Below are 15,205 nucleotides of genomic sequence, written 5' to 3'. Positions count from 1 at the left end.
TCCGTGGTCATGAGGACTGGTTCTACTGCTGCTTCAGTGCTCGGAGTTCCGGTTCTCATCCGGTTCTAAGCAAAGGCGAGGTTGTAGATACCCGCAGCGATCGCGCCGCCGATCAGCGGACCGACGACCGGGATCCAGGCGTAGCTCCAGTCGGAGCCGCCCTTGTTCGGCAGCGGCAGGAGCGCGTGCACGATGCGCGGGCCCAGGTCACGGGCCGGGTTGATGGCGTAACCGGTCGGGCCGCCGAGCGACAGACCGATGGAGACGACCACGAACGCGGTGATCAGGGCGCCCAGGGTGCCGAGACCGTTGCCCTTGTCGTTCAGACCCTGCGTCAGGATGGCGAGGATCAGGACGACGGTGCCGATGATCTCCGTGGCGAGGTTCTGCACCACGTTGCGGACCTCAGGACCGGTGGAGAAGATGCCCAGGACAGGTCCGGCGCCCTTCTCCTCCGCCTCCACGGACTTGGCCGCCGGCTCGCCGACGATCTCCTTGTCCGTGAGGTGTGCCTGGAACTGGCCGTAGTAGGCCACCCAGACCAGGGTCGCGCCGATCATGGCGCCGAGCAGCTGCCCGGCCCAGTAGATCGGGACGTTGTCCCAGCCACCGTCCTTGATCGCGAGTGCGAGCGTCACGGCCGGGTTGAGGTGGGCACCGGAGAGCGGTGCCGAGATGTACACGGCCGTCATGACGGCGAAACCCCACCCGAAGGCGATGGCGAGCCAGCCGGCGTTACGGGCCTTGGAGGCCTTCAGCGTGACGGCGGCGCAGACGCCACCGCCCAGCAGGATGAGTACGGCGGTACCTATGGTCTCGCCGATGAAGATGTCGGAGCTGGACACCCGCGACTCCTTTGTCCTTCGTCCAGGGAAGCCGAACCCCGGGTCCCGCCGGGGGTTCGTGCGCCCTCGGGGGTGAGAGCGATATCGGCCTTTGGCGTTGCCACACTCTAGCGCGTATTGCCGGTAGGTGTTCGACAATGCCGACCGATGGACGGGAGTCTTGCTCCGGGGTTACAGGCGCGTCAAGAGTGCTGTTATCGAAAACACGATCGTTATTGATTGCTGTGGGCTATCGATCTCGCGATCGATGCGGACGGCTATCAGATGGACACCGTGTGTGGTGATTTGGCGTTTTGGCCGACTTTGTCATCCAGAGTACGACTAGAACCGGAACGTCCTCATGACGTTCCGGTTCTTTTTCGCTGTGAATCGGGGTGGCTCCAGCACAGGATCCCGTGCTGGATCCGGGCTGGTCAGAACCGCCCGGCGCCCAGGTCCCGCGACACCGCGCGGGCGCAGTCCCGTACCGCGGCGATCAGCTCGGGGCGCAGCGCGCCGTCCTCGTCGGGCCGGCACAGCCGCTCCACGGCGCCCGTGATGCCGACCGCGCCGACCGGCATGCGCCGCCGGTCGTGGATGGGGGCGGCGATGGACGCGACGCCCTCCCAGGTCTCCTCGACGTCGGCCGCGTACCCACGCGCGCGCGTGACGTCCAGGACGTGCTCGAAGTCGGCCAGCTCGGACACCGTGCGCTCGGTGAAGGGCTTGCGGTCGGCCTCCAGGACCTCGCTGTGCGCGACCGGGTCGTAGGCCGACAGAACCTTGCCCAGGGCCGTGGAGTGCAGCGGCTGCATGGCCCCGATCTCCAGGACCTGCCGGCTGTCGTCGGGGCGGAAGACGTGGTGCACGATCAGGACGCCGTGCTGATGCAGCACCCCCAGGTGCACGCTCTCGCCGCTGGAGCGGGCCAGGTCGTCCGTCCACACCAGGGCGCGGGCCCGCAGTTCGTGGACGTCGAGGTACGTGGTGCCCAGGCGCAGCAGTTCGGCGCCGAGCTGATAGCGCCCGGAGACGTCGTCCTGCTCGACGAAGCCCTCGTGCTGGAGGGTGCGCAGGATGCCGTGGGCCGTGCCCTTGGCGAGACCGAGCGACGAGGCGATGTCCGAGAGGCCGAGCCGTCGCTCGCCGCCCGCGAGCAGGCGCAGCATCGCGGCCGCCCGTTCGAGCGACTGGATGTTCCGTGCCATCGCCGTACTGCCTCCGTCCCGTTCGACCGCCGACGCGCGACGTCGCTGCCGCCGTTCGGCAATGTCGAACACTACCGGTCCATGCCGACCTCCCGCTAATGGTCGGCGGATTCCGGTCACGTCTCCTGTTGCGTCACTTGTCGCGAGAACCTAGACGGCGTTGCCCCGCCCGTCACCTCAGTCGCCCCGCCCGTCACCCCCATCGGCCCCCCGTCACCCCGGTCCGTCTCCCCGTCGTCGCGGTCCGCCCCATGGACGCTTCGAGCATCCCTCGGCCCGACCCCGTTACCCTGGCGACGTGCACGCTCCCCGGGGAGTTCCGTGAGAGGTTCCCGGGGAAGCCGCAAAGCCGACAGCCGTCGCACTCCAGGGAGCCCCTTCATGGCCTCGTCGCCACTGACCCCTTCTGCCGACAGCCGGACCCGTGTGTCCGCGCTCCGAGAGGCACTCGCCACCCGCGTGGTGGTCGCCGACGGAGCCATGGGCACCATGCTCCAGGCACAGGACCCCACCCTTGAGGACTTCGAGAACCTCGAAGGCTGCAACGAGATCCTGAACATCACCCGCCCGGACATCGTCCGCTCGGTCCACGAGGAGTACTTCGGCGTCGGCGTGGACTGCGTCGAGACGAACACCTTCGGCGCGAACCACTCCGCGATGGCCGAGTACGACATCCCCGAGCGCGTCCACGAACTCTCCGAGGCCGGCGCCCGCATCGCCCGCGAGACCGCCGACGAGTTCACCGCCCGCGACGGCCGTCAGCGCTGGGTCCTCGGCTCGATCGGCCCCGGCACCAAGCTGCCCACCCTCGGCCACATCGGCTACGCCACCCTCCGCGACGGCTTCCAGGCGAACGCCGAGGGCCTGCTGGCCGGCGGCGCCGACGCCCTGATCGTGGAGACCACGCAGGACCTCCTCCAGACCAAGTCGTCGATCCTGGGCGCCCGCCGCGCCATGGAGGCGACCGGCGTCGACGTACCCCTGCTCGTCTCGATGGCCTTCGAGACCACCGGCACCATGCTCCTGGGCTCCGAGATCGGCGCCGCGCTCACCGCGCTCGAACCCCTCGGCATCGACATGATCGGCCTGAACTGCTCGACGGGCCCGGCCGAGATGAGCGAGCACCTGCGCTATCTCGCCCGCCACTCGCGCACCCCGCTGCTCTGCATGCCGAACGCCGGTCTGCCCATCCTCACCAAGGACGGCGCCCACTTCCCGCTCGACCCCGAGGGCCTGGCGGACGCCCAGCAGCACTTCGTCCACGACTACGGCCTGAACCTGGTCGGCGGCTGCTGCGGTACGACCCCCGAGCACCTGCGCCAGCTCGTCGAGCGGGTCCGCGAGGCCTCGCCCACCGAGCGCCACCCCCAGCCCGAGCCCGGCGCCGCCTCCCTCTACCAGACGGTCCCGTTCCGCCAGGACACCGCCTACATGGCGATCGGCGAGCGCACCAACGCCAACGGCTCGAAGAAGTTCCGCGAGGCCATGCTGGACGGCCGCTGGGACGACTGCGTGGAGATGGCCCGCGACCAGATCCGCGAGGGCGCCCACATGCTGGACCTCTGCGTGGACTACGTCGGCCGCGACGGCGTCGCCGACATGGAGGAACTGGCCGGCCGCTTCGCCACCGCCTCCACCCTGCCGATCGTCCTGGACTCCACCGAAGTCCCGGTCATCCGGGCCGGGTTGGAGAAGATCGGTGGCCGCGCGGTCATCAACTCCGTCAACTACGAGGACGGCGACGGCCCCGAGTCCCGCTTCGCGAAGGTCACCAGGCTGGCGCAGGAACACGGCGCCGCCCTCATCGCGCTGACCATCGACGAGGAGGGCCAGGCCCGCACTCCGGAGCACAAGGTCGCCATCGCCGAGCGGCTGATCGACGACCTGACCGGCAACTGGGGCATCCACGAGTCGGACATCCTCATCGACACCCTGACCTTCACCATCTGCACCGGCCAGGAGGAGTCCCGCGGCGACGGCATCGCCACCATCGAGGCGATCCGCCGCCTCAAGAGCCGCCACCCCGACGTGCAGACCACGCTGGGCCTCTCCAACATCTCCTTCGGCCTCAACCCGGCCGCCCGCGTCCTGCTCAACTCCGTCTTCCTCGACGAATGCGTCAAGGCGGGCCTCGACTCGGCGATCGTCCACGCCTCGAAGATCCTCCCGATCGCCCGCTTCACCGAGGAAGAGGTACAGACGGCCCTCGACCTCGTCTACGACCGCCGTCGCGAGGGCTACGACCCGCTCCAGAAGCTGATGGCCCTCTTCGAGGGCGCCACCACGAAGTCCCGGACGGCGGGCCGTGCCGAGGAGCTGGCCGCCCTCCCGCTGGACGAGCGGCTCAAGCGGCGGATCATCGACGGCGAGAAGAACGGCCTGGAGGCCGACCTTGCCGAGGCGTTGCAGACCCGCCCCGCCCTGGACATCGTCAACGCGACGCTCCTGGACGGCATGAAGGTCGTCGGCGAGCTGTTCGGCTCCGGCCAGATGCAGCTGCCGTTCGTGCTCCAGTCCGCCGAGGTCATGAAGACGGCGGTCGCCTATCTCGAACCGCACATGGAGAAGTCGGACGCCGAGGGCAAGGGCACCATCGTGCTCGCCACCGTGCGCGGCGACGTCCACGACATCGGCAAGAACCTCGTCGACATCATCCTGTCCAACAACGGCTACAACGTCGTCAACCTCGGCATCAAGCAGCCGGTCTCCGCGATCCTCGAAGCCGCCGAGGAGCACCGCGCCGACGTCATCGGCATGTCGGGCCTCCTGGTCAAGTCCACGGTGATCATGAAGGAGAACCTCCAGGAGCTCAACCAGCGCAAGATGGCCGCCGACTACCCGGTCATCCTGGGCGGCGCCGCGCTGACCCGCGCCTACGTCGAGCAGGACCTGCACGAGATCTACGAGGGCGAAGTCCGTTACGCCCGCGACGCGTTCGAGGGCCTGCGCCTGATGGACGCCCTGATCGGCGTCAAGCGGGGCGTGCCCGGCGCGAAGCTGCCCGAGCTCAAGCAGCGCCGGGTGCGGGCGAGCGCGGCCGTGGAGGTCGAGGAGCGCCCCGAGGAGGGCCACGTCCGCTCCGACGTGTCCGTCGACAACCCGATCCCCGAGGTGCCGTTCCGCGGCACCCGGGTCATCAAGGGCATCCAGCTCAAGGAGTACGCGTCCTGGCTGGACGAGGGCGCCCTCTTCAAGGGCCAGTGGGGCCTCAAGCAGGCCCGCGCGGGCGACGGACCGACGTACGAGGAACTGGTCGAGACCGAGGGCCGCCCCCGCCTGCGCGGCCTCCTGGACAAGCTCCAGACCGACAACCTCCTCGAAGCGGCCGTCGTCTACGGCTACTTCCCTTGCGTGTCCAAGGACGACGACCTGATCGTCCTGGACGACGAGGGCAACGAGCGCACCCGCTTCACCTTCCCGCGCCAGCGCCGCGGCCGCCGTCTCTGTCTGGCCGACTTCTTCCGCCCGGAGGAGTCCGGCGAGACCGACGTCGTCGGCTTCCAGATCGTCACCATGGGCAACCGCATCGGCGAGGAGACCGCGAAGCTCTTCGAGTCGAACTCCTACCGCGACTACCTCGAACTGCACGGCCTGTCCGTCCAGTTGGCCGAGGCGCTCGCCGAGTACTGGCACGCGCGCGTGCGGTCCGAACTCGGCTTCGCCGGCGAGGACCCCACCGACGTCGAGGACATGTTCGCCCTCAAGTACCGCGGCGCCCGCTTCTCCCTCGGCTACGGCGCCTGCCCCGACCTGGAGGACCGCGCGAAGATCGCCGCCCTGCTGGAGCCGGAGCGCATCGGCGTGCACCTGTCGGAGGAGTTCCAGCTGCACCCGGAGCAGTCCACGGACGCGATCGTCATCCACCACCCGGAGGCGAAGTACTTCAACGCGCGCTGAGCGGACGAGTACGCCGATCGGGTGTGCGCAGGGAACGAACAAGCACACTGATCGGATAAGTCGTACACTGGTCGGTCCACCGCAGGCCGGTCGCCCTTGTAGGTATCAGGGGCGGCCGGCCTGATCGTCCCTCAAGGAGGTGCGCCAGGATGACCAGCACGGTCCCCGCGCTCGGAACCCGTACGGCCGAAGGCTCAGCACTCCAGGCCGTACTCCTCGACATGGACGGCACCCTGGTGGACACCGAGGGCTTCTGGTGGGAGGTCGAGGTCGAGGTCTTCGCCGCCCTCGGACACACCCTCGACGACTCCTGGCGCCATGTCGTGGTCGGCGGCCCCATGACCCGCAGCGCCGGCTTCCTTATCGAGGCCACCGGCGCCGACATCACCCTCGCCGAGCTGTCCGTCCTGCTCAACGCGGGCTTCGAGGACCGCATCGGGCGGAGCCTGCCGCTGATGCCGGGCGCCGCCAGACTCCTGGCCGAGCTGGCGGAGTACGAGATCCCCACAGCCCTGGTCTCCGCCTCGCACCGGCGCATCATCGACCGCGTGCTGACCGCGCTCGGCCCCCAGCACTTCGCGCTGACGGTCGCCGGCGACGAGGTCACGCGCACCAAGCCGTACCCCGACCCGTATCTGCTCGCCGCCGCCGGACTCGGCGTCGACCCGGCCCGCTGTGCGGTCGTGGAGGACACCGCGACCGGTGTCGCGGCGGCGGAGGCGGCGGGCTGTCTGGTGGTGGCCGTGCCGTCCGTGGCGCCCATCGCGCCGGCCGCCCGGCGCACCGTCGTGACCTCGCTGGAAGTCGTCGACCTGGCATTTCTGCGCGGACTGATGGCCGACTGATGACGGAAATGCGCCAGCCGTTCACCGAGCGTGCAAAGTCCAATGGGGCCAAAGGGAAAAGAATTCGGGCGTGATCGACCGGCCGAATTCCGTTGCTCTCCAACTGAGTTGAAGCGTGTGAGGTTCCCCACGTGTGGGAGGGTCGACATCGTCGTCGCCCTGTGCTGTTCACCCCATTTCTGAGGCCGATCACGCACCCTTGTGTCCCGATTGGTGAAAGCCTGCACTAATCCTTCCCTCGACGGGTTTTCGGTCTGTCCACAGCCGGTTCCGCTGCGTGATGGGAACTCAACTACGGTGACCGTGAACCCCCGTGCGGGTCCGGACTAATCTCAACGCGAGAACATCGCCCTTACCCCCGTTGATCGACATCACCACCCCATGTATGTCGGCTACACGGACTCGAACAGCTCTGGAGAAACTCCCGCATGAACCGCAAGACTTTGGTGCTGTCGGCCGTCGTCGGCCTGCTCGCGCCGGTGCTCGCCGCGTGTGGCGGCTCCGGCAGCGGGAGTTCCAGCGACGATGCGATAATCGTCGGCACCACGGACCGGTTCGAGGCGACGAAGGACGCTCCGGCGCCGCTCGACCCCGCCTACGCCTACGACGTCGGCACCTGGAACATCCTGCGCCAGACCATCCAAACCCTGATGATCCAGCCCAAGGGCGAGGGCGACCCGGTGCCCGAGGCCGCCGAGAAGTGCGGCTTCACCGACACCGGCAACGAGCGCTACGCCTGCACCCTGCGCGAGGGTCTGAAGTTCGCCAACGGCGACAAGATCACCGCGGAAGATGTGAAGTACTCCATCGACCGCGCGATGCGCATCAAGGCCGACAGCGGCGTGTTCGCCCTGTTGTCGACCGTCGACACCGTCGAGACCCAGGGCGACCGCGAGGTCATCTTCCACCTGAAGACGGCCGACGCCACGTTCCCGTACAAGCTGTCCACTCCCGTCGCCGGCATCGTGAATCCGGACGACTACCAGAAGGACAAGCTGCGCGACGGCTTCGACATCGACGGCTCCGGCCCGTACACCCTCTCGGTGTCCAAGAAGGACGACGCGATCACCACGGCCACGTTCACCAAGAACCCCAATTACAAGGGTGCCTTGAAGGTGAACAACAACAAGGTCGAGATGCGTTCCTTCGCCGACGCCGATGCCATGGGCAGCGCGATCAGCAAGGGCGACATCGACGTCATGACGCGCACCATGTCGCCGGAGCAGATCCAGAAGCTCAGCGACGACACGGACGGCGACGTCGACCTCGTCGAGATGCCCGGTCTCGAAATCCGCTACCTGGGCTTCAACACCGACGCCCCGACCGTGAAGACGAAGGCCGTACGCGAGGCGATGGCCCAGATCATCGACCGCGGCGAACTCGTCTCCAAGGTCTACGGCACCGAGGCCGAGCCCCTCTACTCCATGGTCCCGGCGACCATCACGGGCCACTCGAACTCGTTCTTCAACAAGTACGGCGACCCGAGCGTCGCCAAGGCCAAGCTGATGATGGAGGGGGCCAACATCACCACTCCGGTGAAGCTGACCCTGAACTACACGACCGACCACTACGGTTCGGCCACCAAGGAAGAGTTCGAGCAGCTCCAGAAGCAGCTCAACGACAGCGGCCTGTTCGACGTCAGCATCAAGGGCACCCCCTGGGCGACGTTCCGGCCGGCCGAGCAGAAGGGCAAGTACGACGTCTACGGGATGGGCTGGTTCCCGGACTTCCCCGACGCCGACAACTACCTCGCGCCCTTCCTCGACAAGGACAACACCCTCGGCTCGCCGTACGCCAACACCAAGATCAGGAGCACGCTGATCCCGGAGTCGCGTCGCGAGGCCGACCGGCTCGCCGCGTCCAAGAGCCTCACGGCCATCCAGGACATCGTCGCCACCGACGTCCCGCTGATCCCGCTGTGGCAGGGCAAGCAGTACGTCGCCGCTCGCGACGACGTCACGGGCACGGCGTACGTCCTCAACTCCTCCTCGACCCTCCAGCTCTGGGAGCTGGGCCGAGGCGTGGGCAACTGACAGCCCCGACCGCGCAGTTCCACGCGTGACGATCTAGAGACCAGTGGCCAGCCCTGCCGAACACGGCGGGACTGGCCACCGGCCTGTTGGCGGTGTTCCGGTTCCGGGAACCCGCCGAGGGCCGACCCGGTCCCGCACATACGAAGAGGGCGCCCCTGTCAGGAAAGGGGCGCCCTCTTCTTCGTACATACGGCTGCCTGCCGCGACTGCGACGGCTACTGCGCGCCGGGGCGCACCAGCCCGCTCTCGTAGGCGTACACCGCGGCCTGGACCCGGTCGCGCAGGCCCAACTTGGTGAGGACGTGCCCCACATGCGTCTTGACGGTGGTCTCACTGACGAACAGGTCGGCGGCGATCTCCGCGTTCGACAGCCCGCGGGCCACCAGCTTCAGCACCTCGACCTCACGCTCGGTCAACGTGTGCAGGGCGTCCGGGACGGGCTCGTCACCCGACGGCAGATGACTGGCGTACTTGTCGAGCAGGCGCCGCGTGATGCTGGGCGCGAGCATCGCCTCACCGGAGGCCACCACCCGGATCGCCTGCACGAGTTCATTGGCCGGCGCGTCCTTGAGCAGGAAGCCACTGGCTCCGGCCCGCAACGCCTCCACCACGTACTCGTCGAGATCGAAGGTGGTCAGCACCAGCACCTTCGCCGGACCGTCCCGACCGGGACCGGTGATCTGCCGGGTCGCCTCCACCCCGTCCATCCGCGGCATACGGATGTCCATCAGCACCACATCGGGCTGCAGGGCCCGCACCTGGTCGAGTGCCTGCAGACCGTCACCGGCCTCACCGACGACCGCGAGATCCTGCTCCGCCTCCAGAATCATCCGGAACCCGGTTCGCAGCAGCGGCTGGTCATCAACCAGTAGGACGCGGATGGCCACGTGAATCTCCTTCGCTAGCCCGGGCCCATTCTGCCCTGCGTGGGGCCGGGCGACTCGACCGGCCTTGGGGGCGGCTGTCGGGTCTTGGTGGGAGTGGGTGTGGGGACGCGGTGTGCTGTGTCCGGGCTTGTGGCGGGGGGCGCCGTACGGACTCTTGGCGGAAGGGTTGGTACGGCGCTGATGCCCCTTTAGTGGAGACCGCCCGCGGCCTCCGGACCCGAGGCACCTTCAGCGGAAACACCGCCTGCCACCTCAACATCCCCGTTGGCCCTCCGTACCGGCAACGGATACGGCGGGGGAGTGCCGCCGAACTCCGGGCACACGTCCTGGTGGTCGCACCAGCCGCACAGCTTGGTCGGGCGTGGGCGCCAGTCGCCCGTCTCCGTGGCCAGCCGGATCGCCTCCCACAGGGCGAGCAGCTTGCGCTCCACCTGCTCCAGGTCGGCGATGACGGGGTCGTACGTCACCACGTCCCCGCTGCCCAGATACACCAGCTGGAGCCGGCGCGGGACGACCTGCTTCAGCCGCCAGACCACCAGGGCGTAGAACTTCATCTGGAACAGCGCACCCTCGGCGTACTCGGGCCGCGGCGCCTTGCCCGTCTTGTAGTCGACGATCCGCACGTCGCCCGTGGGCGCCACATCGACCCGGTCGATGATCCCGCGCAGCTTCAGCCCCGAATCCAGCTCGGCCTCGACGAACATCTCCCGCTCGGCGGGCTCCAGCCGTGTCGGATCCTCAAGGGAGAACCACCGCTCGACCAGCCGCTCCGCCTCCCCGAGCCAGCGCGCCAGCCGCTCGCCCTCGGGATCATCGGCGAACAGCTCCACGACCTCCGGCCGGGACTCCCGCAGCCGGTCCCACTGTCCGGGGATCAGCGACTTGGCCCGCGGCGCCGTACGCTCGGCCGCCGGCGCGTCGAAGAGCCGCTCCAGCACCGAGTGCACCAGGGTCCCCCTGGTCGCCGCCTCGCTGGGCTTCTGTGGGAGCCGGTCGATCACCCGGAACCGGTACAGCAACGGGCACTGCATGAAGTCACTGGCACGCGAGGGCGACAACGAGGCAGGCGCTATGGCGACGCGCTCGACCACGTCCACCGTCCCCGTCTCCACCGTCACCGCCGCGGTCGACTCCGCCGCCGCGCCTTCGTCGCCGGCTGTCCCCGCGACGCCCTCCGCACTGGTCTCCATGCCCACAGACCTTACGGCCCGCCACTGACAGTGACCCGATCCCGGCCGACGAACCCGCGACGACCGAGGAAACGCGGGGGGTGCCGGGGCGGAACGCGTCGCGACCGCCGCATACCATCGACCCGAGACCCCTCCGCCCGGCTGGCGCGGAGGATGCTTCGAACGAGGGGACACCGTGGACGAGAGCGGCGGGAGCGGGCAGCCGCGGTCCGGCACCAACGAGCCGACCGAACACGCCCCGGGCGCCACACCCCCGGCCACCGCCTCCGGCACCCCCGAACCGAAACCGGACGACTCCACCCACCAGAAGCCCGAGACGCCCTCGCAGGAGCGAGGGGACACGGACACGCCGTCCGGAGCGGCGAGGGGCACGGGAACGTCGTCGGAGGACCACATGGACGGCAGCACGCTGTCCGGGGAACGTGAGGTCACAGCCACGTCGTCCCAGGACCGCGAGCACGAGCACGAGCACTCTTCGTCCGAGCCTCGCGAGGACTCCAGCACGCCGTCCGAGACCCGAGGGGACGTGAACACGTCGTCCGGGAACCGCGAGGAGGCGACCACGTCGCTCGAACACGCCACGCGTGACGGCGACTTGGAGCCGGGCACGCCGTCCGCGCCTGCCGCAGGGGGTGGTACGGAGCAGGGATCACCGTCTGGGTCCGCCGCGAACGGCGCCGCGGAGACGGAGGCGACCGCAGGTTCCGCCGGCCCCACCACGAACCACCGCACGACGCCCGAGGCGACCGGCACGTCGCCCTCCCCAACTCCTGCCCACCTGAACGGTGAGCCGAGACGCGACGACGCGCCCACGGGCGGCGGCGACGACCGCACCCCCGACCACCCCAGCCACCCGAACCTCCCCTACGCCCACACCGACCCCAACGCCCAACCCCACGCAGACCCCCGCATCGCCAAGGGCCGCCCCCCACAGCGCCCCAAGGAGCCCGGCGGCGGGCTGCTGATGGGGCGGCCCTTCGGTGTGCCCGTCTACGTCGCGCCCAGTTGGTTCCTCGTCGCCGCGCTCATCACCTGGGTGTTCGGCGGGCAGCTGGACCGCGTGCTGCCAGAGCTCGGCGCCGCCCGCTACCTCGTGGCCCTCTTCTTCGCGGTCGCCTTCTACGGCTCGGTCCTGGTCCACGAACTCGCCCACACCGTCGCCGCGCTCCGCTTCAAACTCCCGGTCCGCCGCATCCAGTTGCAGTTCTTCGGCGGTGTCTCCGAGATCGAGAAGGAGGCCGAGACCCCCGGCAGGGAGTTCGTGCTGGCCTTCGTCGGCCCGCTGCTCTCGCTGATCCTCTCGGGCATCTTCTACCTGGCCATGCTGCCCGTCGAACCCGGCACCGTCCCCGGCGTCCTGCTGGCCGGGCTGATGGTCTCCAACCTCATCGTGGCCGTCTTCAACCTCCTGCCCGGCCTGCCCCTCGACGGCGGCCGCATGCTCCGCGCCGTCGTCTGGAAGATCACCGGCAGGCCCATGAGCGGCACGATCGCCGCCGCCTGGGTCGGCCGCGCCCTCGCCGTCTCCGTCCTGATCGGCCTCCCGCTGCTCACCCAGACCGGCGCCCTCGGCACGAACACCGAGGACATCAGCGGCATGGACACCGTCACCGACGCCCTGCTCGCCGCGATCCTCGCCGCGATCATCTGGACCGGCGCCGGCAACAGCCTCCGCATGGCCCGACTCCGCGAACACCTCCCGGAACTCCGCGCCCGCAACCTCACCCGCCGCGCGGTCCCCGTCGAGACCAACACCCCGCTCTCCGAGGCCCTGCGACGCGCCAACGCCGCCGGCGCCCGCGCCCTGGTCGTCGTCGACGCCGACGGCCAGCCCCTCTCCCTCGTCCGCGAGGCCGCCATCGTCGGCGTTCCTGAACACCGCCGCCCCTGGGTCGTCGTCAGCGGCCTCGCCCAGGACCTCACGGACGGCATGCGCGTCTCCGCGGAACTCGCCGGAGAGGACCTCCTGGACGCCCTGCGCGCCACCCCCGCCACCGAGTACCTCGTGGTCGAGGAGACCGGCGAGATCTACGGCGTCCTGTCCGCCGCCGACGTCGAGCGCGCCTTCGTGAAGGCCATGGCCCGCCCCAACTGAGGCACGCGCGCGTGGTCGGCGGCCCCGGCAAACGCCGGTAGGCTGGTCACATGTCCGAACCGACCGGTGCCGCCCGCAGGCGCGGGCCCTTCAAGGTCGGGGACCAGGTTCAGCTGACCGACCCCAAGGGCCGCCACTACACGTTCACGCTCGAAGCCGGGAAGAATTTCCACACCCACAAGGGTTCCTTCCCGCACGACGAACTGATCGGTGCTCCCGAGGGCAGCGTTGTCCGCACCACCGGAAACGTCGCCTATCTCGCGCTGCGCCCCCTGCTCCCCGACTACGTCCTGTCCATGCCCCGCGGCGCCGCCGTGGTCTACCCCAAGGACGCGGGGCAGATCCTGGCCTTCGCCGACATCTTCCCCGGCGCCCGCGTCGTGGAAGCGGGTGTCGGCTCCGGCTCGCTCAGCAGCTTCCTGCTGCGCGCCATCGGCGACCAGGGCATGCTGCACTCCTACGAGCGCCGCGAGGACTTCGCCGAGATCGCCCAGCAGAACGTGGAGCGCTACTTCGGCGGCCCGCACCCCGCCTGGCAGCTCACCGTCGGCGACCTCCAGGACAACCTGTCCGACCTGGACGTCGACCGGGTCATCCTCGACATGCTCGCCCCCTGGGAGTGCCTGGAGGCCGTCTCCAAGGCGCTCGTGCCCGGCGGCATCCTGTGCTGCTACGTCGCGACCACCACCCAGCTCGCGCGGACCGTCGAGTCCATCCGTGAGATCGGCTCCTTCAACGAGCCGACCGCCTGGGAGACGATGCTCCGCAACTGGCACGTCGAGGGCCTGGCCGTCCGCCCCGACCACCGGATGATCGGCCACACCGGCTTCCTGCTCACCGCCCGCCGCCTCGCGGACGGCGTCGAGCCGCCGATGCGCCGACGCCGCCCTTCCAAGGGTGCCTACGGCGACGACTACACCGGCCCGAACGCCGACGGTGGCGGCGCGGCCGGCCGCTGAGCCGCACGCAAGGGCGGCCCTGTGCCGCACTCAACGCACGAACGCCGTGGCCGAGTTCCCGGAAATCCTCCGGAACTCGGCCACGGCGTCTTTCTGCTGACACACCGACTGGCGCACCGACCGACGTACCGACTTCTGCCGTACCGACCCCGTCGGCCCCTCCCGTGTGACCGGGCGAACGAACTGTCGACCCCGCCGTTCCCCCGCACCGTGCCGTGTGGCAGCATGCAGGCCACCCCCACCGGCACAGCCCTCACAGGAGACACTCCTAGTGCAGCACTCCGCCGTCCCGGAACTGGAACTGGCACACACCACCACCCGCCCCATCCACTGGGTCGCCACCGCCACGGCTCTCGCCGGTGTCGTGGCCCTCTCTTCGGGCCTGCAGCCCGATTCCGCGCACGCAGCCCAGGCCGCCGCCCCGCAGACGAAGTCCGCGCCCGCCGCCTCGGCCCCCGCGACCACAGGAGTCGCCTTCCCCCTCGACTGCGGCCCCGTGAAGGCCGTCGTACAGAAGAAGGCATCCGGGGACCTCGACGGCGATGGGCGGCCGGAGACGGTCGCCGTGGTCCACTGCGACGCGGGCATGGGCACCCCGCCCGACGGCGTCTACGTCCTCACCCAGGGCGCCGGAGCCGCCAAGCCGCGCGTCGTCGCCACCCTGGTCGCCCCGAAGGCCCGCGAGACGGTCACCGACTTCTCCGTACGCGACGGCGCGGTGCTCGCGACACTGCTCGGCTACTCGACGGCGGACGTGCCCAGTTGCTGCCCCGACGTGAAGGAAACCGCCAAGTGGCAGTGGCAGAACGGCACGTTCGTCCGCTCCACCCCCGGCAACGCCCAGAACGTCTGACGACGACCCGCTGAAACTCAGGCCGCGTCGGGCCCGTACACCTCGACCCGGTCCGCGACCCGGCGCACATGAATGCAGTCACCGGGGCACTCCTTGGCGGAGTCCACGACATCGACCAAAAGCGGCAGCGGCACGAGCGTGGTGGCGCCCTTGTCCTGCAGCAGCTCGTCGTCCGGGCTCTTCACATAGGCCAGGCCGTCGATGTCCAGCTCGAAGACCTCAGGGGCGTACTGGGCGCAGATGCCGTCGCCGGTACAGAGGTCCTGGTCGATCCAGACCTCCAGCGCCTCGCCGTCGGCCACTGCCTCGTCCTGCACGGTGATGTCTCCTGTTTCCGCCGGGTGTTGGACATCCTCGACCCTACCTCCGCCCGCCCGAACGGCCTTTCTCCGCGATCTCGGGTTTCGTGCCCCC

General features: G+C 69.4%; 11 protein-coding genes. 6 read left to right on the top strand and 5 right to left on the bottom strand.

Annotated features, from left to right (window positions below; all coding sequences use genetic code 11):
* Nucleotides 1-65: 65 nt before the first annotated feature.
* Entirely contained in the window at nt 66-845 is a 780-nt protein-coding gene (locus tag OG496_RS14845) for an MIP/aquaporin family protein (RefSeq protein WP_405971178.1), read from the bottom strand.
* A gap of 413 nt (nt 846-1,258) precedes the next feature.
* A complete protein-coding gene (locus tag OG496_RS14840) occupies nt 1,259-2,032 on the bottom strand; it encodes an IclR family transcriptional regulator (protein ID WP_327405271.1) in 774 nt (257 codons plus the stop codon).
* 381 nt (nt 2,033-2,413) lie between these two features.
* Here OG496_RS14840 and metH point away from each other — a divergent pair, with 381 nt between their 5' ends.
* The 3 genes from metH to OG496_RS14825 all read left to right on the top strand — a co-directional run bounded on the left by metH (nt 2,414) and on the right by OG496_RS14825 (nt 8,807).
* The gene (gene metH / locus OG496_RS14835) at nt 2,414-5,929 is read left to right on the top strand and encodes a methionine synthase (RefSeq protein ID WP_399397317.1); all 3,516 of its coding nucleotides are present in this window, start codon (nt 2,414-2,416) and stop codon (nt 5,927-5,929) included.
* 149 nt (nt 5,930-6,078) lie between these two features.
* Entirely contained in the window at nt 6,079-6,774 is a 696-nt protein-coding gene (locus OG496_RS14830; protein ID WP_405971177.1) for an HAD family hydrolase, read from the top strand.
* Between the two features lie 428 nt (nt 6,775-7,202).
* Nucleotides 7,203-8,807, top strand: a complete 1,605-nt coding sequence (locus tag OG496_RS14825) for an ABC transporter substrate-binding protein (RefSeq protein ID WP_405971176.1) — start codon at nt 7,203-7,205, stop codon at nt 8,805-8,807.
* Between the two features lie 215 nt (nt 8,808-9,022).
* Here OG496_RS14825 and OG496_RS14820 read toward each other — a convergent pair whose 3' ends face one another.
* Nucleotides 9,023-9,694 (bottom strand): response regulator transcription factor, encoded by a 672-nt coding sequence (locus tag OG496_RS14820; protein ID WP_019059117.1) that lies wholly within the window; start codon nt 9,692-9,694, stop codon nt 9,023-9,025.
* Nucleotides 9,695-9,882: 188 nt separating this feature from the next.
* A complete protein-coding gene (locus OG496_RS14815; RefSeq protein ID WP_405971175.1) occupies nt 9,883-10,884 on the bottom strand; it encodes a RecB family exonuclease in 1,002 nt (333 codons plus the stop codon).
* A 175-nt stretch (nt 10,885-11,059) separates the two neighbouring features.
* Here OG496_RS14815 and OG496_RS14810 point away from each other — a divergent pair, with 175 nt between their 5' ends.
* The 3 genes from OG496_RS14810 to OG496_RS14800 all read left to right on the top strand — a co-directional run bounded on the left by OG496_RS14810 (nt 11,060) and on the right by OG496_RS14800 (nt 14,791).
* Nucleotides 11,060-12,979 carry a site-2 protease family protein gene (locus OG496_RS14810; protein ID WP_405971174.1) on the top strand — a complete coding sequence of 640 codons (1,920 nt, stop codon included), beginning with the start codon at nt 11,060-11,062 and terminating at the stop codon, nt 12,977-12,979.
* Nucleotides 12,980-13,029: 50 nt separating this feature from the next.
* Complete coding sequence (locus tag OG496_RS14805) at nt 13,030-13,938, top strand: tRNA (adenine-N1)-methyltransferase (protein ID WP_019059114.1); 909 nt, start codon at nt 13,030-13,032, stop codon at nt 13,936-13,938.
* A 271-nt stretch (nt 13,939-14,209) separates the two neighbouring features.
* Nucleotides 14,210-14,791 (top strand): hypothetical protein, encoded by a 582-nt coding sequence (locus tag OG496_RS14800; RefSeq protein WP_399397310.1) that lies wholly within the window; start codon nt 14,210-14,212, stop codon nt 14,789-14,791.
* 17 nt (nt 14,792-14,808) lie between these two features.
* On the opposite strand, the gene OG496_RS14795 is transcribed toward OG496_RS14800, so the two are convergent.
* Complete coding sequence (locus tag OG496_RS14795) at nt 14,809-15,114, bottom strand: ferredoxin (protein ID WP_366495670.1); 306 nt, start codon at nt 15,112-15,114, stop codon at nt 14,809-14,811.
* Between the last annotated feature and the right edge of the window lie 91 nt (nt 15,115-15,205).

It is taken from the genome of Streptomyces sp. NBC_00988 (assembly GCF_045162645.1).
Lineage (GTDB): Bacteria > Actinomycetota > Actinomycetes > Streptomycetales > Streptomycetaceae > Streptomyces.
Note: the sequence above shows the minus strand (reverse complement) of the source record. Positions and strands in the feature narration are given on the sequence as shown.

Bases quoted from the DNA above. Each gene is read 5' to 3' on its own strand.
- OG496_RS14805 (WP_019059114.1), top strand. From the start codon at position 13,030: ATGTCCGAACCGACCGGTGCCGCCCGCAGGCGCGGGCCCTTCAAGGTC.
- OG496_RS14815 (WP_405971175.1), bottom strand. From the start codon at position 10,884: ATGGAGACCAGTGCGGAGGGCGTCGCGGGGACAGCCGGCGACGAAGGC.
- OG496_RS14825 (WP_405971176.1), top strand. From the start codon at position 7,203: ATGAACCGCAAGACTTTGGTGCTGTCGGCCGTCGTCGGCCTGCTCGCG.
- OG496_RS14830 (WP_405971177.1), top strand. From the start codon at position 6,079: ATGACCAGCACGGTCCCCGCGCTCGGAACCCGTACGGCCGAAGGCTCA.
- OG496_RS14840 (WP_327405271.1), bottom strand. From the start codon at position 2,032: ATGGCACGGAACATCCAGTCGCTCGAACGGGCGGCCGCGATGCTGCGC.
- metH (WP_399397317.1), top strand. From the start codon at position 2,414: ATGGCCTCGTCGCCACTGACCCCTTCTGCCGACAGCCGGACCCGTGTG.